Origin of the sequence: Lacticaseibacillus sp. 53-4, from assembly GCF_016861805.1 — a bacterium.
Classification (GTDB): Bacteria; Bacillota; Bacilli; order Lactobacillales; family Lactobacillaceae; genus Lacticaseibacillus.
On the sequence record NZ_BOLT01000018.1, the window covers coordinates 12,050 to 31,661 of the forward strand.

The 19,612-nt window shown below is 57.1% G+C and carries 17 protein-coding genes; 13 read left to right on the plus strand and 4 right to left on the minus strand.

The features are described 5' to 3' along the window. The gene (locus JUF21_RS08125) at positions 1-2,733 is read right to left on the minus strand and encodes a YhgE/Pip domain-containing protein (protein WP_203623999.1); all 2,733 of its coding nucleotides are present in this window, start codon (positions 2,731-2,733) and stop codon (positions 1-3) included. 266 nt (positions 2,734-2,999) lie between these two features. Beyond that, a complete protein-coding gene (locus JUF21_RS08130; protein ID WP_203624000.1) occupies positions 3,000-4,052 on the minus strand; it encodes a YdcF family protein in 1,053 nt (350 codons plus the stop codon). A 78-nt stretch (positions 4,053-4,130) separates the two neighbouring features. Between JUF21_RS08130 and JUF21_RS08135 the strand changes: the two genes are divergently transcribed. After that, positions 4,131-4,574: an NUDIX hydrolase gene (locus JUF21_RS08135; protein ID WP_125756006.1), complete on the plus strand. Its 444-nt coding sequence runs from the start codon at positions 4,131-4,133 to the stop codon at positions 4,572-4,574. On the opposite strand, the gene JUF21_RS08140 is transcribed toward JUF21_RS08135, so the two are convergent. Continuing rightward, entirely contained in the window at positions 4,571-5,914 is a 1,344-nt protein-coding gene (locus JUF21_RS08140; protein WP_203624008.1) for an HD domain-containing protein, read from the minus strand. The two genes, JUF21_RS08135 and JUF21_RS08140, sit on opposite strands and share 4 nt — an antisense overlap. Before the next feature lie 163 nt (positions 5,915-6,077). On the opposite strand from JUF21_RS08140, the gene JUF21_RS08145 reads away from it, so the two are divergent. The 6 genes from JUF21_RS08145 to JUF21_RS08170 all read left to right on the plus strand — a co-directional run bounded on the left by JUF21_RS08145 (position 6,078) and on the right by JUF21_RS08170 (position 12,183). After that, positions 6,078-6,524 (plus strand): DUF1934 domain-containing protein, encoded by a 447-nt coding sequence (locus JUF21_RS08145; RefSeq protein ID WP_203624001.1) that lies wholly within the window; start codon positions 6,078-6,080, stop codon positions 6,522-6,524. Positions 6,525-6,574: 50 nt separating this feature from the next. After that, positions 6,575-7,195, plus strand: a complete 621-nt coding sequence (rpoE, locus tag JUF21_RS08150; RefSeq protein ID WP_304599158.1) for a DNA-directed RNA polymerase subunit delta — start codon at positions 6,575-6,577, stop codon at positions 7,193-7,195. A gap of 230 nt (positions 7,196-7,425) precedes the next feature. Then, positions 7,426-9,024 carry a CTP synthase gene (locus JUF21_RS08155; RefSeq protein WP_203624003.1) on the plus strand — a complete coding sequence of 533 codons (1,599 nt, stop codon included), beginning with the start codon at positions 7,426-7,428 and terminating at the stop codon, positions 9,022-9,024. Positions 9,025-9,286: 262 nt separating this feature from the next. Next, the gene (locus JUF21_RS08160; protein WP_203624004.1) at positions 9,287-10,585 is read left to right on the plus strand and encodes a UDP-N-acetylglucosamine 1-carboxyvinyltransferase; all 1,299 of its coding nucleotides are present in this window, start codon (positions 9,287-9,289) and stop codon (positions 10,583-10,585) included. Between the two features lie 95 nt (positions 10,586-10,680). Then, positions 10,681-10,935, plus strand: coding sequence for a type B 50S ribosomal protein L31 (locus JUF21_RS08165; protein WP_125758314.1), 255 nt, complete (start codon positions 10,681-10,683; stop codon positions 10,933-10,935). A gap of 594 nt (positions 10,936-11,529) precedes the next feature. After that, positions 11,530-12,183 (plus strand): hypothetical protein, encoded by a 654-nt coding sequence (locus tag JUF21_RS08170; protein WP_203624511.1) that lies wholly within the window; start codon positions 11,530-11,532, stop codon positions 12,181-12,183. Here JUF21_RS08170 and JUF21_RS08175 read toward each other — a convergent pair. Then, the gene (locus tag JUF21_RS08175; RefSeq protein ID WP_203624510.1) at positions 12,180-12,809 is read right to left on the minus strand and encodes an SMI1/KNR4 family protein; all 630 of its coding nucleotides are present in this window, start codon (positions 12,807-12,809) and stop codon (positions 12,180-12,182) included. The two genes, JUF21_RS08170 and JUF21_RS08175, sit on opposite strands and share 4 nt — an antisense overlap. An 83-nt stretch (positions 12,810-12,892) precedes the next feature. Between JUF21_RS08175 and JUF21_RS08180 the strand changes: the two genes are divergently transcribed. The 6 genes from JUF21_RS08180 to alr all read left to right on the plus strand — a co-directional run bounded on the left by JUF21_RS08180 (position 12,893) and on the right by alr (position 19,528). Further along, positions 12,893-13,648 carry a hypothetical protein gene (locus tag JUF21_RS08180; RefSeq protein WP_125758319.1) on the plus strand — a complete coding sequence of 252 codons (756 nt, stop codon included), beginning with the start codon at positions 12,893-12,895 and terminating at the stop codon, positions 13,646-13,648. Positions 13,649-13,701: 53 nt separating this feature from the next. Then, positions 13,702-15,087 (plus strand): UDP-N-acetylmuramoyl-tripeptide--D-alanyl-D-alanine ligase, encoded by a 1,386-nt coding sequence (gene murF / locus JUF21_RS08185; protein ID WP_203624509.1) that lies wholly within the window; start codon positions 13,702-13,704, stop codon positions 15,085-15,087. 167 nt (positions 15,088-15,254) lie between these two features. Further along, positions 15,255-16,097, plus strand: a complete 843-nt coding sequence (locus JUF21_RS08190) for a helix-turn-helix domain-containing protein (RefSeq protein WP_203624508.1) — start codon at positions 15,255-15,257, stop codon at positions 16,095-16,097. 271 nt (positions 16,098-16,368) lie between these two features. Continuing rightward, entirely contained in the window at positions 16,369-17,883 is a 1,515-nt protein-coding gene (locus tag JUF21_RS08195) for a DEAD/DEAH box helicase (protein WP_203624507.1), read from the plus strand. Between the two features lie 137 nt (positions 17,884-18,020). Further along, positions 18,021-18,380 carry a holo-ACP synthase gene (acpS, locus tag JUF21_RS08200; RefSeq protein ID WP_203663919.1) on the plus strand — a complete coding sequence of 120 codons (360 nt, stop codon included), beginning with the start codon at positions 18,021-18,023 and terminating at the stop codon, positions 18,378-18,380. 2 nt (positions 18,381-18,382) lie between these two features. Next, positions 18,383-19,528: an alanine racemase gene (gene alr, locus JUF21_RS08205; protein WP_203663945.1), complete on the plus strand. Its 1,146-nt coding sequence runs from the start codon at positions 18,383-18,385 to the stop codon at positions 19,526-19,528. Positions 19,529-19,612 lie beyond the last annotated feature (84 nt).

Sequence of the window (19,612 nt, forward strand, 5' to 3'; positions counted from 1 at the left end):
CTACTCAATGATTTGAGAGTTTCTGGTGATGTGGTGCATTTTATTGATCCAGGGGCGAATCGGCCCTTTGAGCAGGAGTCCAAGAAAGAAGAAGACGACCCCAAACGCCAGCAATTTCCATACGTCCGTCCAGAAGTTGGGCCAGTAAATGCCGCCAACAGTTTCGCGCAGCAGATTGACCGCGTAGGTGAACGGCAGCCAGGGGTTGATCATTTGGAAGAATTTGCCGGATAAGACCACTGGAAAATTGCCGCCAGCGCCGGAAATAGATAAGACCAGGATGATGATGCCGATCCCTTTGCCGATGTTTCCAAACAGGCTGATCAAGGCGTACATGATGGACACAAAGACGATGCTGAGAAACATGGCCCCGAGCAGGTACAGTGGTTTGTTGACCACGTAGGTGCCAATCAGGTAAATGTTGCCCAGCCCGGCGATGAGACCTTGAAGCATGGCCAAGCCGGCAAAAGTCAACCACCGGGCGGCGTACTGCTGTCTGATGGTGACGCTGGTCAGCGCTTTGGGCAGTTTGTATTCGGTGATCAAAATTGCGCCGAGTAGCAGGGCGCCGACCCAGATGCAAAGGGCCAGGTAAAAGGGCGCGCTTTGTGAGCCGTAGGTCGGAATCGGATAAATGCTAGTTTGCGCGATCGTGACCGGATCAGCCAAAAAGTTGGCTTCTTTGGCGGCGTCGCGCCGCAGCAGCTTGATCAAGGCGCTCAGGTCGATCGTTTTTTCACTTTGCTTAATGGCACTGCTGCCCCGCTGGATCGCGTCCTTCAAGGTCGGCCAGTCATTCTGCTTGAACGCAGCCGCAGTGGTCAAGCCTTGCTTGAGTGCTGGCATCTTGGCATTGGCCAGGGCCAGAGTCTGAGTCAGCTGGGTTTCGATGCCAGGCAGGTCAGTGGCGATAAATCGACTGGCGGTCTGCAATTTGGTGCGCAGCGCGGGGAAATCGCTCTGATAAAGGGCCGCGACGGTGGTGACCCCGCTTTGGATCAGGGCCATGTGGCTATTAAGCAGGGTGTTGGCATCAGTGAGTTCTTGACGCAAGGCGGGCAGCTGAGCCTGCGTCTGGGTCAGGAACCTGTTCGCCTGGGTCAGCAGTGATTTTGTGGTCGCCAGCAGACTTGGCAAGGCCGGGATAATTTGATTATTAATGGTTGAAAGGGTAGTTTGCGAGGCCCCCAAAATGGTCGCAAACTGACTCAACACCTGGTGGACACTGGCACCCAGGTGCAGCTGCTGAAGGCTCGCCGCAGCTTGAGCAAAGGCTTGGGCCTTAGTGTTGAGCTGAGCGAGCCCAGCTTGCAGCTGCGCAGTGGACATGGTTGGGACTTTTACGGCCATGGCGGTTGCTTCAGCTTGGACCGCTTGCGCAGTCGCCGCGAGTTGATTTAACTGCCGGATGGCTTCGGCAAATGGCGTCGCAGTGCTGTTGTGCAAGTGCTGAAAACTTGTTTGAACCTGGCTCAAAGCCTGTGCCGTTTGGGTGGCCGCACTGGCCGCCTTGCCTTGCTGCGCTGCCAGTGCCGTAAGGTGGTCAGCCATGGCGGCCTTGACCGCGGCGGTGTTGGGGCTGGTGTCAAGGCTTGCCAGCTGCTGCTGCAGCTGGGTGAGGCTTAAGCTTAAACTGGTGTTGGCGGTTTGAATCAAGCTGAGTCCTGAATCGACAGCACTTTGAACAATGGTCAGCGCCTGCTGGATCTTTGGTAGCACCTCATTTTTGGTGGTTGCCACTGCCCCTTGGGCGCTGCGGCCGAACGCGGTCAAGGCCGGCAGGGTCCCATCGACCTCGTCGATAATCGTGAGACTTTGCTGGGTGACCGTGATCCCGTTTGTGACTGCGGTGCTCAACTGATCAAAATTAGTTGCTACGGTGTTCAGTTGCGTGCCTGCCTGCCGGACTTCGGGCAGTTTGGTTTGCACCTGACCCGCCAGCTGGCCAGCTGAATCGATCATCGGCAGAAACTGCTGCGCCGAAACCAGTTTCTGCGCCATTTGATTCACTTCAGGCAGATAAGTGGCCATCTGATTGGCGGTGTGGAGTTTGGCTTCAATCTCTGGGACTTTGGTCTGCAGTGCCGCGACTTCATTCAAATATTTTTCGATTGTCGGCAGCTGGGCGTCGGTGGTCGTGACCAGACTGGCAAAGCGCCGGATCATCGGGAGATTGTCGTCCAGCTTAATGCCAGCCTGATTGAACACGGTGACCAGCGTTTTAGCCACGGTGTCGACGAACTGTTTGGAAATCGTGGTTTGCAGTGTTGAGGCTGCCGAACCAGTCAGCTTGGGCGCGACCGCGTTGATCTTTTCGTTGACGTAGTAATGCAGTTTCGGCTTTTGCAGCTTGCCGTCCACAATCGTCAGCAGATCTTTGGAAAAACGCTTGGGGACGACGATCCCAGCGTAGTACTTGCCGGACCGCACGCCGGACACCACCGCCTGCTTGGAATCGACAAAGCGCCAGCCGAGCTTCTTGTTGTGGTGAAGCTGATCGATCAGTTCGCGGCCGATTGCAATTTGCTTATGCTGAAAAGTGGTTGCGCGATCCGCGGAGTAAACCGCAACTTTGAGATCTTGCGTGTTGGAATAGGGATCCCATAGCGCCCACACGTTGAACCAGCAGTAAAGGCTGGGGATGACGACCAGCGCGGCGATTAATAAGAAAGCAAATGGACTCTTAAAAATGCGTTTCCAGTCCAGCACAAACAGACGGCCGATGTTCTTCATATTCTTCTCCTCATTAACCCCTTGCGCTCCCCCGGCGCTAGCATACCCAATTTTTGTTCTGATTAATAGCCCCTTTGATAATTACCCAAAATGAGCGGGCTGCTTGGCGCACGCAAAAGAAAGCAGGACGGATAGTCTAGTCGCGTTCCATAAAAGCGCGCCCAAGTGGACAAGGGCCTCTGCACCGCGATTCGATAATACGAATCGTGGCACAGAGGCCCTTGTGCTTTGGGCTAAAACCGCTTTATGTCTCAGCCTCCAGGTCGTTAGCCACTGATTCGGCCGATGGCCACGCTTACCGCGATCAAGGCAATCACGATGGCGGCAACGATATGGCGCCGCTTGTGGATCACCACGAAGGCCAGGTATTCGCGGATCACGGCGTTCGGGAGGTAGTAAAACGAGGTGGCGGCCCCGACGCCGTTGGCTTTAAGCCCCGCCGCCCGAGCGAAGACGCCGGCGCGAAACAGATGATAGTTATTGGTGAAAAAAGCGACCTTCGCTGCCTTGCCGTCTTCGCGCTGGTCAATCAGCGCTTTAGAGAATTTCATGTTTTGGTAGGTGGTTTTGGACTGATCCTCAATCAGCGTGTCGGCCTTGGAGACGCCGTGCGTGATGGCCCATTGCTGCATGGCCACACTTTCGGGCAGCGCCTCGTCCGGCCCCTGGCCGCCGGATAAAATGATTTTCGGCGCTGGCCGGCCCATGCGGATCTGTTTTTGATAAAAGTCGACTGCGACTTGAATGCGCGAGGCCAGAAGCGGGCTGACGCGGCTGCCGTTGAGCAGCCCAGCGCCAAGTACAATCAGGTAATCACGATCGTGGCGCGGCCGCTGCAGGTTGTACAGCACCAGGATGGTCAAGAAATTATACAGCGCCACCAGCTCGTAGCCAATCGCCAGTATGAAGAAAGTACTGAGCCCTGCATAGAGCCAGTTGGGGACCCAGCTGCGAGCAAACACCGCGGCCAGCTCCAGCAGAATCAAACCGCCGGCAAGTGCCAGAGTCAGCATGTTGGCCAGACTGTGGCCTTCGCGCCGCCACACCAGCCACGCGTTCCAAAGCAGCCAGACCAAGTGCAGCGCGACGATCAGCGCGATCACCAGCACGAAAATGATGAATAAGGTCAAGGACACCGCAACCAGTAGGCGATTTTTCGATCCTAAAATGGCCAGCGCAAGGGTGGTCAGGGTCGTCAGCGCAAACAGGTTGAACAGCATACCGTTGTAAAGGTGTCGGGGTTCGTGAATGAAGCTGGCAAGAAACAAGGCGCCCATGAGAATGGCCGGCAGGTAGAGCCAAAGGGGCAAGGGGGACATTTGATCACATCCTTAGTGGCGGTTAGACAATGAGTCGAGTATAATGAGGAAAAAATGAGAAAGAGGACGGCAGCGATGATGTCAGAGCCAGTATTTGGCCAGAAGGATCCGAAGCTGGATTACCACAAGCGCGTTGGGGTGTACGGGGTGATCCCGGATCAGGACGGCAAACGCCTATTGATTTTGCAGGCGCCGAACCACGCGCTATTTTTGCCTGGCGGCGAGGTGGAACCCGGCGAAACCGACGAGGAGACCTTGACCCGCGAGCTGCTCGAGGAGTTCGGGGTCAAGGTGAACATCGGCGAAAAGCTCGGGACGGCTTCGGAGTATTTTTACTCCCACCACCGCCAGACCGCCTATTACCATCCAGCAACGTTTTACGCCTGCACCGACATTCAGCAGGTTCAAAGTCCCCTGGAGGACTTCAACACGCTGATGCTGATGCCGATCGCCCTGGCCGCCGCCTCCCTGAAGCGGCCCACGCACCGCTATGGGGTGGCCCAGTGGCTGCGCACTCGCTAGCGCGGATCGATCAGGGAGTCGTTTAAGATATAGGTTTGAAAACGCGCGTAGGTGCCGGCGAATAAATCGTCGGCCTTTTTGCTCAGCATCACTTTCGGGAAGTAGAAGCGCTTGTCACCGATGGCTTTGCCGGAAATGGCGGCCACTAGCGGCGACAGAGTCGACAGTTCCTCTAAGGTGCCGTCGCGCTGAATGATCTCGATTTGGGTCTTCGGGTCGGCGACGCTGGGGTCATACTGGTCATAAGGCAAGTCAAAGCTGTCGTTTTCGGCCGTGTAATAAGCCGGGTCGAAGCCGGCCTCGGCCACTAGGGCCTTGAGCTGCGGCAGCAGGCGCGCCGTTTGCGTGGTGAACGCCACAGACTTTAGCGGCCGCCGGCTCAAGAAGCGGCTGGCCAGGTCCTGGAGCACTAGGTCCGGGTAGTCGAGCCAGTAGGTGAAGTAGGTATTGAGCACGCCGTCGTCCAGGCGCAGGTAGTCCTGCAAGTTGAACTGGTGCTCAAAAAACGGGATCAGCAGCCGCGGGTTGAACCGGGTGTCGAACTTGCCGGCTTCGTACAGCGTCTTCGCCCGCTCCAGCAGGTGGGTGAGGATCATTTCCATGCTCCGAGACACGGGGTGGAAGTAGACCTGCTGGTACATCTGAAAGCGGCCGACGATGTAGTCTTCGACCGCGTGCATGCCGTTGGCGTCAAAACCGATGCCGCCGCGATACGGCCGCATGACCCGCAGAATGCGGGCCAGGTCGAACTCCCCGTACTTGGTGCCGGTGAAGTAAGCGTCTCGCAGCAGGTAGTCCATGCGGTCCGCGTCGATTTGGCTGGAGATCATTTGCACGACCTGCGGGTTGGGGTAGGTGTGCGCGATGACACTGGCCACTTTTTCCGGAAAATCCGGGGCGACTTCGCGCAGCACCGCGTTGACCTTGGTGCTGGGATCAGTCAGGATGCGCCGCGTGATGGCCTCGTGATCGGTGTCAAAAATGTGCTCGAAGGTGTGCGAGTACGGGCCGTGGCCGATGTCGTGGAGCAGCGCGGCACACAGCGCAACCAGCCGTTCGTTGTCGTCCCAGAGGCCATCGCCCGGGGTTTGGGTCGGGTAGTTGACGGCGAAGTTATCGCAGATCTGGCGCGTGATCTCATACACGCCCAGGCTGTGGGTGAAGCGGGTGTGCTCGGCGCCTTGGAACACGTAATCGGCCACGCCGAGTTGCTTAATGCGGCGCAGGCGCTGGAACTCCGGGGTGTTGATCAGATCCAAGATGACCTGGTGCTGGACGTGGATGTAATTGTGGACCGGATCGCGGAAGACTTTTTCGCGGGGAAGCAGTTTGATGTTCATCATATTCTCCTTCATGAAGGCTGGCAGTGTACAGACTCGCACTGCGCAGTGATTTCGTCAGTTCCTATTATAGGCAACTTAAAAGGCGACTGCATCTTTACCCCCAATTGTGCCGGAAGCTTGGCGAGTAAGTTATAATAGGCAAGAAAGGATGATGGCTGCCATGGATTTAGCACACGGCGTTGACGTACAGGTGCACCTTGAAACGTTTGTCACCCAAGAAGGCGAAACCGAGCGGCACGTGTTTGACGAGCCCGGCACGGTGGTGCAGATGGGGGACACGCTTTACGTGCGCTATCGCGAGATCAACGAGGAAGAACACACCAATTACCCGGTGACGCTGAAGCTGCGCGGAGATGGCTCGGTGCAGCTGTCGCGCGGCGGCAGTGATGACGACACGCACCTGCGACTGCACTTTGCAGATAACCGGCGCATCCTGACGCGCTACCGCACCCCGTACGGCGTGATTCCGGTCGAGACCATCACCCCACGGCTGGACGTGCGGCTGACGACGGCGCCGCTGACCGGCGAAATCTACATCGAATACGAGCTGCTGGCGAACGGCCAACACCTGGGAAATTACCGGTTGCGATTGCTTTTTAGCGTTTGAGCGCGTATGATTCAGAATAGACTGTATTAACCAGAAAGGGCGTGTACCGGTTGAAACTTGATGTATTTGCCGATGCGAACAAATCGGAATTGTCCATGATCGAGGTGGCGCGCGCCATTCTCGAGGAAAAAGGCGACACGATGGGTTTTGCTGACATTGTCAACGAAATCCAGACATATCTTGGCAAGAGTGATTCTGAGATCCGCGGTCGCTTGTCGCAGTTCTACACCGACCTCAACGAAGATGGCAGTTTCATCTCGCTGGGCGATAATGTGTGGGGCCTGCGCGCTTGGTACCCGTACGAATCCGTTGACGAAGAGGTCAACCACCCAGAAGACGAGGAAGACACCCCGCGCCGCAAGAAGCGCAAGAAGGTCAATGCCTTCTTGGCCGACGCCGCTGATGACGATGACGTGATCGATTACAACGACGATGATCCGGAAGACGATGATTTCGATGCCGATGACGACACAGAAGACGTTGCGGATGACTTCGACGATACGGACACCGATGACACCGACGACGAGGATGATTCCTTGCCAGACGGGATCGAAGGCCAGCTGGCCGAATTTTCCGATGACGACACTGACACGGATGATGAAGAGGACACCGACACGCCAGACTTTTCCGGCGACGCCGCGGATTCTGACGATTCAGACGATGATGAGTAACCTGATTTGCTAACGCCGGTAACGGCGTTTTTTTTCGCCGCGGGCAAGTCCTTGACACGGACCCCACTTCCCGGTACTATATTGCTTGGGCGCCCTGCAGAAATGCCAGGGCCAGACGCTTGCAAGCTCCCTGTTCATCTTGAATAGGGAGCTTGTTTTTGTTTTTTCTTGCTGCCGCACTCGGCTGCGCTGTTGCAGCCGGCCTCAAAAAATCATAAAGGAGTCTTCTCATGACCAAGTATATTTTTGTTACCGGTGGGGTCGTTTCGTCGCTGGGTAAAGGGATCGTGGCCGCCAGTTTGGGCCGGCTGCTCAAGAATCGCGGCCTCAAGGTGACGATTCAAAAGTTCGATCCGTACATCAACGTCGATCCGGGAACCATGAACCCATACCAGCACGGGGAAGTGTTCGTCACCGATGACGGCACAGAAACCGACCTCGACCTTGGCCACTACGAACGCTTCATCGATATCAACCTGAACAAGTACAGCAACGTCACCACCGGCAAGATCTACTCTGAAGTACTCAACCGCGAGCGCCACGGCGAGTATCTTGGCGCGACGGTGCAAGTGATCCCGCACATCACCAACATGATCAAGGAGAAAATCATGCGCGCGGCAACGCACACCGACTCCGACGTGATCATCACGGAAATCGGCGGCACGGTCGGCGACATCGAGTCCCAGCCGTTTTTGGAAGCCATTCGCCAGATGAAAAAGGACGTCGGCCCGGAGAATGTGTACTACATTCATGCGACCCTGATCCCGTATCTGCGCGCCGCTGGTGAAATGAAGACCAAGCCGACCCAGCACAGTGTCAAGGAACTGCGCAATGTCGGCATTCAGCCGGACATGCTGGTTCTGCGCACCGAAAAGCCGGTCACCGATTCAATGAAGAAGAAGATCGCGCTGTTTACTGACGTGCCGGTCGAGTCCATCATCGAATCCCGCGACGCCAAGATCCTGTACCAAGTGCCGCTGGCCATGCAGGCGCAGGGCATGGATCAGCGCGTCGTGGACCACTTTGGCTTTGACACGCCGCAGGCCGACATGACCGAATGGCAGGGTATGGTCGACCGCATTGGCAGCCTGAAGGACACGGTGCGCATTGCGCTGGTTGGCAAGTATATTGAGCTGAAGGACGCCTATATTTCCGTCACTGAGGCTCTAAAATCCGCCGGCTACTTCTGGAACGCCAACATTGATCTGGTCAAGTTTCAGGCGGACGACATTACCGAAGACAACGTTAAGGAGAAGCTGGAAGGCTTCGACGGCATTCTGGTGCCCGGCGGGTTCGGTGACCGCGGCCTGGAAGGCATGATCACCAGCATCAAGTACGCGCGTGAAAATGACGTGCCGTTCTTCGGCATTTGCCTGGGTATGCAGATGGCCTCCATTGAGTTTGCCCGCGACATGGCCGGCATCACGGACGCCTTCACCACCGAGGTCGACAAGGACGTCAAAGATCCCGTGATCGACATCATGCAGGACAAGAAGGACCTGGAAAACCTTGGCGGTACTCTGCGCCTGGGATTGTACCCGTGCGTGCTGAAGCCGGGTTCGGTCGCTGCGGCCGCCTACGACAACGTGCCGGAGATTCAAAAGCGTCACCGTCATCGCTACGAGTTCAACACCAAGTATCGCGCAGCGCTTGAAGCCAAGGGCTTGGTGTTCTCCGGCACTAGCCCGGACAACCGCCTGATGGAGATCATCGAGTACCCGAAAAATAAGTTCTTCGTGGCACCGCAGTACCATCCGGAATTCCAGTCACGTCCGGACAAGCCGGAAGGTCTGTTCAAGGCGTTTATCAAAGCCGCCGGCAACTACTAAGCCTAAGGCCTTCAGTGCCAGCCCAATCGGCTGGCACTTTTTTGCTTTGACTGCCAGCTTAATTTTCGTGAAAGCCGCGTCAGACTGGTCATTTCGGGTTGTGTTTTGCGCTGCAGTTCATTAGAATATAACGGTGAATGCGATTTTTATCACGCATCATCCTACCAGTATTCGTAACTAATTGAAGCAATTATTCGAGGCCAGCTTCAGCCTACCTGACCGCCTAAGGGCGCTGTGCTCGTATTAGTGAGGAAAAGACTAAATGAAAAATATGCTGATCCACGGAGGCAAAAAGCTTTCCGGCACCGTTGTGATCGGCGGGGCAAAGAATAGTACCGTGGCCTTGATTCCGGCTGCGATCTTGTCCCGCACCCCGGTCACCCTAGAATCGGTGCCGGTGATCCAAGATGTGACCAACCTGATGGCAATTTTAGACGAAATGAACGTGTCCTCGACGTTTGCCGACTGCGTGCTGCGCATCGACCCATCGCACATTCAAAATGTGCCGCTGCCAAGCGGTAAAATCAAAAGCCTGCGGGCCTCGTACTACTTTATGGGTGCGCTGCTCGGCCGCTTCGGCCGCGCAGTTGTCGGCCTGCCCGGCGGCGATGACATCGGGCCGCGGCCCATTGATCAGCACATCAAGGGCTTCGAGGCCCTTGGCGCCACGGTGACCAATGATCACGGCGCCATTTCCATCACGGCGCCCAAGGAAGGCCTGCACGGCGCCCGCATTTTCTTTGATATTTCCTCGGTGGGGGCGACCATCAACGTGATCCTGGCAGCCGTCACGGCCCATGGCCACACGGTGATCGAAAACGCGGCCAAGGAGCCGGAAATCATCGACCTGGCCACGTACTTGAATAACATGGGCGCCGTAATTCGCGGCGCCGGCACCGACACCATCCGGATCGAAGGCGTTGCGCAGCTGGCAGCGCATAATGCCCACACCATCATTCCCGACCGCATCGAGGCCGGCACATACCTGGCCATGGCCGCTGCAGTGGGCGATGGGGTCAACGTCAAAAACATCATCTCGGAGCACCTGGACGCCTTTTTGGCGAAGCTTGAGGAAATGGGCGTGGTGATGGACGTTGGCGAGGATAGCATCTTCGTCTATCCGTCCGGTGATTTGAAAATGGTGCAGGTCAAGACACTGCCGTACCCAGGCTTTGCCACGGATCTGCAGCAGCCGATCACGCCGCTGATGCTCAAGGCGCACGGCGAAGGCATCATCATTGACACCTTGTACCCCAAACGGGTGCGGCACATTCCTGAACTCGTGCGAATGGGCGCGGACATCACCATCGAAAATGATGTGATCATCGTCCACCACGCCGATCACTTAGAGGGCTGCGAAGTGGCGGCCGAGGAGATTCGCGCGGGCGCGTGTCTGATGATCGCCGGTCTGATGGCAGAAGGCGACACCACCATCACCAAGGCGGAGAACATTTTGCGCGGGTACGATCGCGTCATCATGAAGCTGCGCAATCTGGGCGCCGACGTCGAGTTGATCGACGAAGCCGCGCCCGCCGAGGAGGCACTGCGGGCTGAAAACTGATTGCACATTTTTCGCCTGCATGATAAAATGCTAAAGTTGTGTATCACAAGTAATCTCTAGGTCAGGCAATGGCTTAGGGCAAAGGAGAAGATATTATGAAGCAAGGTATCCACCCAGATTATCACCCAGTTGTGTTCCTGGACTCCTCGACCGGCTACAAGTTCCTGTCCGGCTCAACGAAGAAGTCTTCTGAAACCATCGAATGGGAAGACGGTAACACGTACCCATTGGTCCGCGTTGAAATTTCTTCCGATTCTCACCCGTTCTACACGGGTAAGCAGAAGTTCAGCAAGGCTGACGGCCGTGTTGATCGCTTCAACAAGAAGTACGGTTTCAAAACCGAAAAGTAACCTCAGGCAACGACAAACTCATCTGCGGATGAGTTTTTTTTGTAAGGTGCGGCGACTCGGCGCCCTGAGGGGGACAGACAGCCTAGCTAAAGGCATTGCCGCCGTTTTTTGGCGGTGAGGCCTTTGGCGTTGCTCAGACTGTAGTCGCTTACGGCGTACAGTCTGACATGCGGAGCTGCTGGCTGCTCCTCTGTTGCCAAGTTGAAGCCCGATTGTGGCCCGGTGGCGGTAAGCAACCTTTTGGCTGTAAAAAAAACGGTGATTTTGGCTGGCAAATGCCGCGCTGCCGGGCTTTACTTGGGGCAGTTCATTATTACAAGTTTTATTTATGAAAGTTGAACAGATATCCGCAAGTGACGTTATATAATGAAACCATATTAAGGCGGTTGTGATTTTGCCTTAAGCTTACACATTAACTTACACTCCCAAAAAAGTTCCCCCAAACTTTTCCACCAGCGATGGTGGTTTTTTTTTGCCCCAATCGTCGCTTGAAGTGGCCTAAGTCAACGACTTGATTGCGTCAGTGAACAAATGGCAGCTCGCCCTTGCCAAGTGGCGGCGGCCTTCAGTAGACTAAAAGCAAAAGGAGTGCTTATGACGAAACTAGTGAAATGGTTGTACGGATTGAATGTGGTGGGAGCACTGGTATACATCGCCGTTTGCCTGCCGAAACTGTTGATGGGGCAGCCCATATACCCTGGCCAGGCCGGCCTGCTCGGGCAAGTCACAGCCGGTATCGTGCTGGCCCTGCTGCCACCTGTGCTCGAGCGGGGGTTTCATTTTCAGTTTCCGCCCATCCTGAAGCTGATCTTTGAACTTTTCATTCTGGGTTCAGTGCTGCTCGGGACAGGGATGCAGTTCTACAACATTCCGTACTGGGATAAATTCCTGCACCTGTTTTCAGCCGCGATGCTGGCTGGGCTGGGCATGGCGATTTTCTGTGCGCTGACGCCGCAGGAGCGCTTGAAGACGACCTCGCCGCTTTTGATCGCACTGTTTGCGTTCACGTTTGGCGCGACAATCGGTGTCTTTTGGGAGTTCTATGAGTTCACGTTTGACGGTCTGCTGGGGCTGAACATGCAGCGCTACATGGCCCATGGCGTGCTGCTGGCCGGGCGAGCGGCGCTGATGGACACGATGGGCGACCTCTTCGCGGACGTGTTCGGATCCCTGGCGCTGTCGGTTTTTGCCTACTTCCAGGTCAAAAAAGACGTGAAGTGGCTTGCCGCATTCCAGTTTCGCCGTTAGAGCCAGGCGGCCAGGCGCTGTCTGAGCGCTGGAGAAAAAGCGGCCCAGCGAAACTGGCGCGCAAAGTCAAGCTCGGCCTGCGCGGGACCGGCGAGCCCGGGCTGAGTGAGCCAGTAGGCTAACCACTCGCCGTAGTGCTCAGCGGCAAAAGTGGTGCGGGCATAGTCGCAAAGCGCAGGCAGCGCCGCGGCGTCGGTGATCAAAGCGGCATGCGCAAATTCCTGAGCGGTCGGCGCGGCTGTGAGTATGGGTGTGACCCACTTGAGTTGGTTTAAAAATTGCGCAAAACTGTCAGCCACGGTCAGCCACTGGTCGACTTCCCAGTCGATGTAGCGGATCGCCGGGCCCGGCGTGGTCAGATCAAAGCACCAATACCGCGCGCCGTCTGCGGCAAACGGCAGCAAGTGGTCTGGCAGCGGGGAGGCCAGGCGTGGACCAGGCCCCGCGAACGCGTGAATGGCGGCGCCGGTCAGCGATTCGCTGGTCGGTTCTGGAGTCGGGCAGAAGTCACGGCGCGGCCACTGGCCTGTTTGGACCATGGCAAAGTACGCCTCAGGCACGCGCGGGTCTCGCGGGATTGTCGGCAGCGCCGTGAGCGGAGTCACTGCAGGCGGCCATGGGATCATCAGGATCATCCTTTCTAAATGCCCAGATACCGGGCGAGGTCAGCAAGAAAGCTGTATAATTGGGCTGGAGAGTGGAGACTACGATGCGGAATAATATTGTCTATGTTCATTACGAGCCGCTGGCGAACATGTTCAAAACGGCAGGCTTGTCGGCCAGTGACGTGCTCAACGCCACACCGACGCCTTTTCGGCACCTGTTGCTGTTGCCGCCGGTCGACGAGGATGAGTTCATTGACCCGCACACGGGGTTCAACGAGGTCTCAGGTGAGGCGGCGGTCACCGATTTTCTGCGCAGCAAGGCCGCCCGTACTCGCAGCTGGCTCGATTACAAGCATGCCAGCTACCTGCGGGATCTGTTGCCGACAGAAATTGCCGAGCTGCTTTACTTGGGCTTTGCCAAAACGCATATCACCCCGCCATTTTACTACAAGCTACAAAATGAGCTGGTCTTTTTACCGCTGCAGGATGGTCAGGTGACCATGTACTTCCGCACGCTTGACCGTTTCAGCGTGACGCTGGCCGCCGGAATCGTCCGGCACCTGCGCCTGGCCGCCAACGATCAGCCGTTCTGGTTGCGGCTGCGCGCCCAGCACTTCCCGCAGGTGCCGACCAGCGTGCTTGCCGACTTGTACCCGCTGTTTGAAGACGGCGTTTTGATGGACTTTTCGAAGACCAAGTTTTCCCGCACGCAGGTCAAGGTGCCGCTACACCGGGTCCGTCGGCGCTTCGTGCTCGAGCAGCCGCTGGACCAAGACGGGCTGGAAGAAATTGGCGAAGTCGCTTTGACTCGCGCCACTAATCAATGGCGCCTCCGCCTGAAAACAGTGGCGGATCAGTAGCCGTTGCGCTACAATGTTACCGCTGTGTTTATCAACAGGTGGGGGACTTTACAATGAAAATGAAGTTAAGTGAGATCGCACGGGTCGTCGGTGCGCATTATGCAGTGCCGGATCCGGTCGCGCCCACAGTCACGGGCGTCGCGTTTGACACGCGCAAGCTGCACCCGGGAGATTTGTTTGTGCCCATTATGGGCGAGCGCGACGGCCATGACTTTATCGGCGCCGCTGAAAAGGCGGGCGCCGCTGCCACGTTTGTGCAGGCGGGCCACGCGCCGGTCGGCACCGCCTTACCGCAGCTGGTCGTGCAAGATCCGCTTAAGGCCTTGAACGACCTTGCCCGGTATTACCTGCTGATGAAGGTCAACCCCAAGGTGGTGGCCATCACCGGCAGTAACGGCAAGACGACGACCAAGGATATGACCGCGGCTATTTTGGCCACCCAGTACCACGTGATCAAGACGCAGGATAATTACAACAACGAAATCGGCGTGCCGATGACCATCCTGTCGATGGATACCAATACCGAGGTGCTGGTTGTTGAGATGGGCATGGATCGGCCTGGGCAGCTGGACAAATTATCCAAGCTGGTCGAACCGGACGTTGCGGTGATCACCATGATTGGCGAGGCGCACATCGAGTTCTTCAAGACCCGCGACAAGATTGCCGATGCCAAAATGGAGATCACAAACGGGCTGAAAGAAGACGGCTTGTTCATTTACAACGGCGATGAGCCGCTGTTGCGCGAGCGCGCCGAGCACATCGCGCAGGATCAAAAAACGTTCGGCCTGAACCCTGACAACATTTTGTACGCGCGGGACATCAAGGCCGGCGAGACACAAACCGATTTTTCACTTTCGCGCTGGCCGGATCTGCGCTTTTCGATCCCGATGATGGGCGAGTGGAACGTCGCTAACGCGCTGGCCGCCATTTTGGTCGGCCGCCGTTTCCACATTAAACCCGAGGCAATTCAGGCCGCGCTCAAAAATTTCCCGGTAACCAAAAATCGCACCCAGTGGGTGACCGGGGATGCCGGCGAGCCGATTTTGTCCGATGTCTATAACGCCAATCCGACAGCGATGAAGGCAGTTTTGAATGATTTTGCCGAGTTTCCGTGCCGCGGCCGCCGGATTGCGGTGCTGGGCGACATGCTGGAGCTGGGCGATGCCAGCGCAGCGCTGCACGCCAGCGTGGCGTCGGCGCTTGACCCGGCCAAGATCCAGGACGTTTACCTTTACGGCGACGAAATCATTGCCCTAAAAGAGGCACTGGCTGGCAAGTACGCGCCAGAGCACGTGCACTATTTTCCCAAGGCCGAGCAGCGGCGCCTAATCGTGGCGCTGGAAGACCACATCGTCCACGACGATTTAGTGATGCTCAAGGCCAGCCATGGCCTGCACTTAGAAAAAGTGTTGCAGGCGCTGATCGAAGGGGCAGAATAAACTGACAAAAGCGGCGAAGCGCCGCTTTTTGTGTTTCAAAACAACTCAAGCGGTAAGTCAAGCGGCAACTCAAGCACTGGTTGATAGGCAAAAAGCAAATCTGCGATTAGGCTGAAAGCAGCGTTAACCAAACGCAAACGCGGCAAAGCCGCAAGGAGGAATCAATCATGCAAATTTTTGATGCGCGCCATATTGGCCAACAGATCGCAGCCGGCCGCAAGGCGAAGAATATGACGCAAAGTGCGCTCGCGGACCAGCTCAATGTGTCCTATCAAGCCGTTTCCAACTGGGAACGCAGCCAGTCGCTGCCCGATATCGATAAGTACGCCCAGCTGGCAAAGGTGCTGGACTTGAACCTGGACGACCTGATCGGGGCGGAAGGCGCCCGCACCGTCACCATCATGGATGACGAAAGCGCGCCGGTTGACGCGCGGACCTTGGCCGAGGCGGCCCCGGTGATGAAACCCACGCAGGTCGAACAAAAGGCGGCCCGTCTGTCGCCGAATTTGACCACCCTGAAAGAGATTGCGCCGTTTTTGAGCAGCACCACGCTGAAGGAAAAGGTCATGGCGCAAATCGCGCAGCCGGGGTTTGCGCAGATGCTGGTGCAAATTGCCCCATTCATGGCCACGGCCGATCTGGACGCAGTGATTGCGGCCGGCGTGCCAGCTGACGACGATCACCTGGAGGAGCTGTTCAAGCTGGCGCCGTTTCGGCAGACTACGTCAAACGACCAGTTGGGTAGCCAGTTGCTGAAAGCGCGCGGGTCATTAAACGCCGTGAAAAAGCTGCTGCCGTTTATGTCACACAATGTCGTCAATGAGCTGTTTACGACGCGGGCCCAGGCAGATTTGACTGCCGATGACCTGACCGCGCTGGCGCCGTTTGTCTCCGAAACCGTGCTGGCTGACCACGTCCGGCAGCTGAGTCGGCAAGGCAACGGCAAGGCGGCACGCAAATTCATGCCGTTTTTGTCAGAGGCCACACTGGTGAACTTGTTGGCTAACTAACGGTGAATTGATTGTTCCGGCGCTGCCTGGCGCTGGGACTTTTTTTGCCCTTGCCGAAGCTTGCAAACGGGCTGGCAGGGGCGGGGGCGAACACGGCACCCGGCCTTGGCTTTCCCGGGCGCCGCTTGTGTATCAGGCTCATTCATGGTAAGCTAGTCCAGATGCTTTTCTGAAAAGGCATTTCAAATACAATGAATTTTACAAATGCAGGGCCCTCACGCTTCGCTCTGATTTGTAAACGAGCGAAGCAATCGCTTCAAGGAGGAACTGCTTGAAATTTAACGAATTAGGTTTAGATCAGGACATGCTCAAGGCCATCGAACGGTCAGGGTTTGAAGAGGCAACACCGATTCAGGCTCAGACCATTCCGCTGGTGCTGCAGGGCAAGGACGTGATCGGCCAGGCGCAAACCGGGACCGGTAAAACGGCCGCGTTTGGTCTGCCACTGATCCAAATGATCGACAAAGAGGACCGCTCAGTGCAGACGCTGGTGATTTCACCAACGCGTGAGCTGGCCGTTCAGACCCAAGAGGAGATTTACCGCCTGGGCACGGACAAGCACATCAAGGTGCAAGCCGTGTACGGCGGCGCTGACATGCGCCGGCAGATCCGCGGCCTAGCGGATCACCCGCAGGTCGTCGTCGGGACCCCCGGCCGTTTGCTCGATCACATCAATCGCCACACACTGAAGCTGGCTAACCTCAAGCACCTGGTGCTCGACGAAGCCGACGAAATGCTCGACATGGGCTTCATCGATGACATTGAAAAAATCGTTGAGCAGGCGCCAGCCGGTCGTCAGACCTTGCTGTTTTCCGCCACCATGCCGGCGCAGATTATGCGCCTGACCAACAAATTCATGAACGACCCGATCACCGTCAAGATCAAGTCCAAGGAGCTGACTGCGGACACCGTCGATCAGTACTACGTTCGCGCGAAGGACTTTGAAAAGTTCGACGTCATGACGCGGCTGTTCGACGTGCAGTCGCCGGAGATGACCCTGATTTTTGGGCGGACCAAGCGGCGCGTCGATGAACTGACGCGCGGGCTCAAGGCGCGCGGCTATAAGGCAGAAGGCATTCACGGTGACCTCAGCCAGCAAAAACGCATGAGCGTGCTGCGCCAGTTCAAAGCCGGCGAACTCGACTTTCTGGTCGCCACCGACGTTGCGGCGCGCGGCCTGGATATTTCCGGGGTCACTCATGTTTACAACTACGATATTCCGCAGGACCCGGATTCATACGTGCACCGCATTGGCCGGACAGGTCGGGCCGGGCGCAAGGGTGTGTCGGTCACCCTGGTGACCCCCAACGAGGTCGAATACCTGCGCACCATCGAGGCGCTGACCAAGAAGCGGATGACCCCGCTCAAGCCGCCGACCGAAAAAGAAGCCTTCATCGGCCAAGTGTCCACTGGGCTTGAAACCATCAAGGCTCAGCTCGCGGACACCGATGACCTGGAGAAATACCAGCCGATGGCCGAAGCACTGCTTGAGGAATACACCCCGCTTGATCTGGTCTCCGCGTACATCAAGGCGGTCAGCCCAGATGATGCCAGTGCGGTTCCAGTCAAGATCACGCCTGAGCGGCCATTGCCGCATCATGGCCATGCCGGTCACAGTGGTGGCGGTTATCGCGGCAAGGGTGGCCATTCCGGCTACCGCGGCAATAGCAACCACAATGGCGGCCGCAGCAGCTCTCGGGGCAAGCGCGACTTTGATAAGTCGCACCGCTTCTCCGAAAAGCGCTCCGAACGCCAAGGCGCCAAGCGCACCTTCCGCAGCAAATAAGTTTTTCACTGAGTCCAGGCCTCGTGCCTGGGCTTTTTGCTTGGCTTGTTTCACTTCAAAGTGACCAAGTTTCAGCCGGCGACTGACGACAATCGCCACTGGCTAGCCTATAATCAAACCAGAAAGGGTGTGACGGGATGATACATGAGATCGGCGTCGATCTGACGGAGCTTGAGCGGATCAAGGCGGCGCAAGCGCGCAATCCAGACTTTGCCCAAAAGGTGCTGACAGACGCCGAGCTGGCGATTTATCAGCAGTACTCCGGCCAGCGGGCGATCGAGTACCTCGCCGGCCGCTTTTCGGTGAAAGAGGCCTACGCCAAAGCGTACGGCACCGGAATCGGCAAAGTCGCGTTGCACGCCGTGGAAACCCTGGATGATCCGGCCGGCAAGCCGGTGGTGACGAAGCACCCATACGCTGGGCGCGCGCTGGTGTCTATTTCCCACACCGCCAGTTTAGTGATGACAGAAGTGATTCTTGAGGAGGCTGCACAATGAGTATGGTCACGGCAAAATTGCGCCCTAGCCAGGTGCTGATCAATGAGACGGCAATCGCACACAACGTTCAGCATGCAATCGCGGGGCTGCCGCAGGGTACCGAGCTGTTTGCAGTCGTGAAGGCCGACGCGTACGGCCATGGCCTGCTGCGGGTGGCGCGGGTGGCGCAGGCAGCTGGGGCGACCGGCTTTTGCGTGGCCGTTTTGGACGAGGCGTTGGCGCTGCGGCGGGCGGGTTTTACCCTGCCGATTCTGGTACTTGGGATCATCGAGCCGGCCTATGCGCCGATTGCTGCAGCCAATCACATCGCCGTGCCGGTGGGCAGCACGGAGTGGCTCACGCAGGCACTGCCTGGACTGACTGCCGGTAGTGACCTGCCGCCGTTGCATGTGCACCTCGCACTGGACACCGGCATGGGGCGCATCGGTTTTCGCCAGGTGGCGGACTTGAAGGCGGCCGCCGCACTGGCGACTGACCATGGCGACCAGTTCAAAATCACGGGACTGTTCACCCATTTTTCCACGGCTGACGATCCAGATCCGGCGTACTTTAACCTGCAAGTGGCGCGGTTTAAAGAATTTCTCGCGGCCCTGCCCAAGCGGCCGCGTTATGTGCACGTCGCCAATTCCGCGACGAGCCTGTGGCATGCGGCCTGTGATTGCAACTTGGTGCGCTTTGGGGTGGCCATGTACGGCTTGAACCCCTCCGGGCGTGCGATCGAAGCCACACCGTACCCGCTGGAGCCGGCGCTGACGCTGACGTCGACCCTGAGTTTCGTCAAACAGATCGATGCGGGTGAAGCCGTGTCCTATGGGGCAACCTACCACGCCGAAAAGCCAGAGTGGATCGGGACCGTGCCGCTGGGCTACGCGGATGGCTGGCAGCGCCGCCTGCAGGGCTTCCACGTGCTGGTCAACGGAACGTTCTGCGAAATCGTGGGGCGTGTTTGCATGGACCAGTTCATGATTCGGCTGCCCGGTGAGGTGGCAACTGGGACGCCGGTCACGCTAGTCGGGCGCAGCGGTGAACACGAAATCACACTGCAGGATATCGCAGACTATGCGCACACAATCCACTATGAAATCGCCTGTGGGTTGAGTGAGCGCCTGCCGCGCGTGTCAGTGGCACCGTTTCCTGAGCAGGCGTAACGCCGACCAAACAATCATGACTTTTTAGTGAGATTGACATTAGAGAATGGTGTGGTATCCTGAAACACATAAATCAATACTTGA

Coding starts and splice junctions, on each gene's coding strand:
- JUF21_RS08135 (WP_125756006.1), top strand. CDS start 4,131: ATGTCAGAGCCAGTATTTGGCCAGAAGGATCCGAAGCTGGATTACCAC.
- murF (WP_203624509.1), top strand. CDS start 13,702: ATGAAAATGAAGTTAAGTGAGATCGCACGGGTCGTCGGTGCGCATTAT.
- JUF21_RS08130 (WP_203624000.1), bottom strand. CDS start 4,052: ATGTCCCCCTTGCCCCTTTGGCTCTACCTGCCGGCCATTCTCATGGGC.
- JUF21_RS08140 (WP_203624008.1), bottom strand. CDS start 5,914: ATGAACATCAAACTGCTTCCCCGCGAAAAAGTCTTCCGCGATCCGGTC.
- acpS (WP_203663919.1), top strand. CDS start 18,021: ATGATACATGAGATCGGCGTCGATCTGACGGAGCTTGAGCGGATCAAG.
- JUF21_RS08175 (WP_203624510.1), bottom strand. CDS start 12,809: ATGATCCCATGGCCGCCTGCAGTGACTCCGCTCACGGCGCTGCCGACA.
- JUF21_RS08155 (WP_203624003.1), top strand. CDS start 7,426: ATGACCAAGTATATTTTTGTTACCGGTGGGGTCGTTTCGTCGCTGGGT.
- alr (WP_203663945.1), top strand. CDS start 18,383: ATGGTCACGGCAAAATTGCGCCCTAGCCAGGTGCTGATCAATGAGACG.
- JUF21_RS08180 (WP_125758319.1), top strand. CDS start 12,893: ATGCGGAATAATATTGTCTATGTTCATTACGAGCCGCTGGCGAACATG.
- JUF21_RS08165 (WP_125758314.1), top strand. CDS start 10,681: ATGAAGCAAGGTATCCACCCAGATTATCACCCAGTTGTGTTCCTGGAC.
- JUF21_RS08190 (WP_203624508.1), top strand. CDS start 15,255: ATGCAAATTTTTGATGCGCGCCATATTGGCCAACAGATCGCAGCCGGC.
- JUF21_RS08125 (WP_203623999.1), bottom strand. CDS start 2,733: ATGAAGAACATCGGCCGTCTGTTTGTGCTGGACTGGAAACGCATTTTT.
- JUF21_RS08170 (WP_203624511.1), top strand. CDS start 11,530: ATGACGAAACTAGTGAAATGGTTGTACGGATTGAATGTGGTGGGAGCA.
- JUF21_RS08160 (WP_203624004.1), top strand. CDS start 9,287: ATGAAAAATATGCTGATCCACGGAGGCAAAAAGCTTTCCGGCACCGTT.
- JUF21_RS08145 (WP_203624001.1), top strand. CDS start 6,078: ATGGATTTAGCACACGGCGTTGACGTACAGGTGCACCTTGAAACGTTT.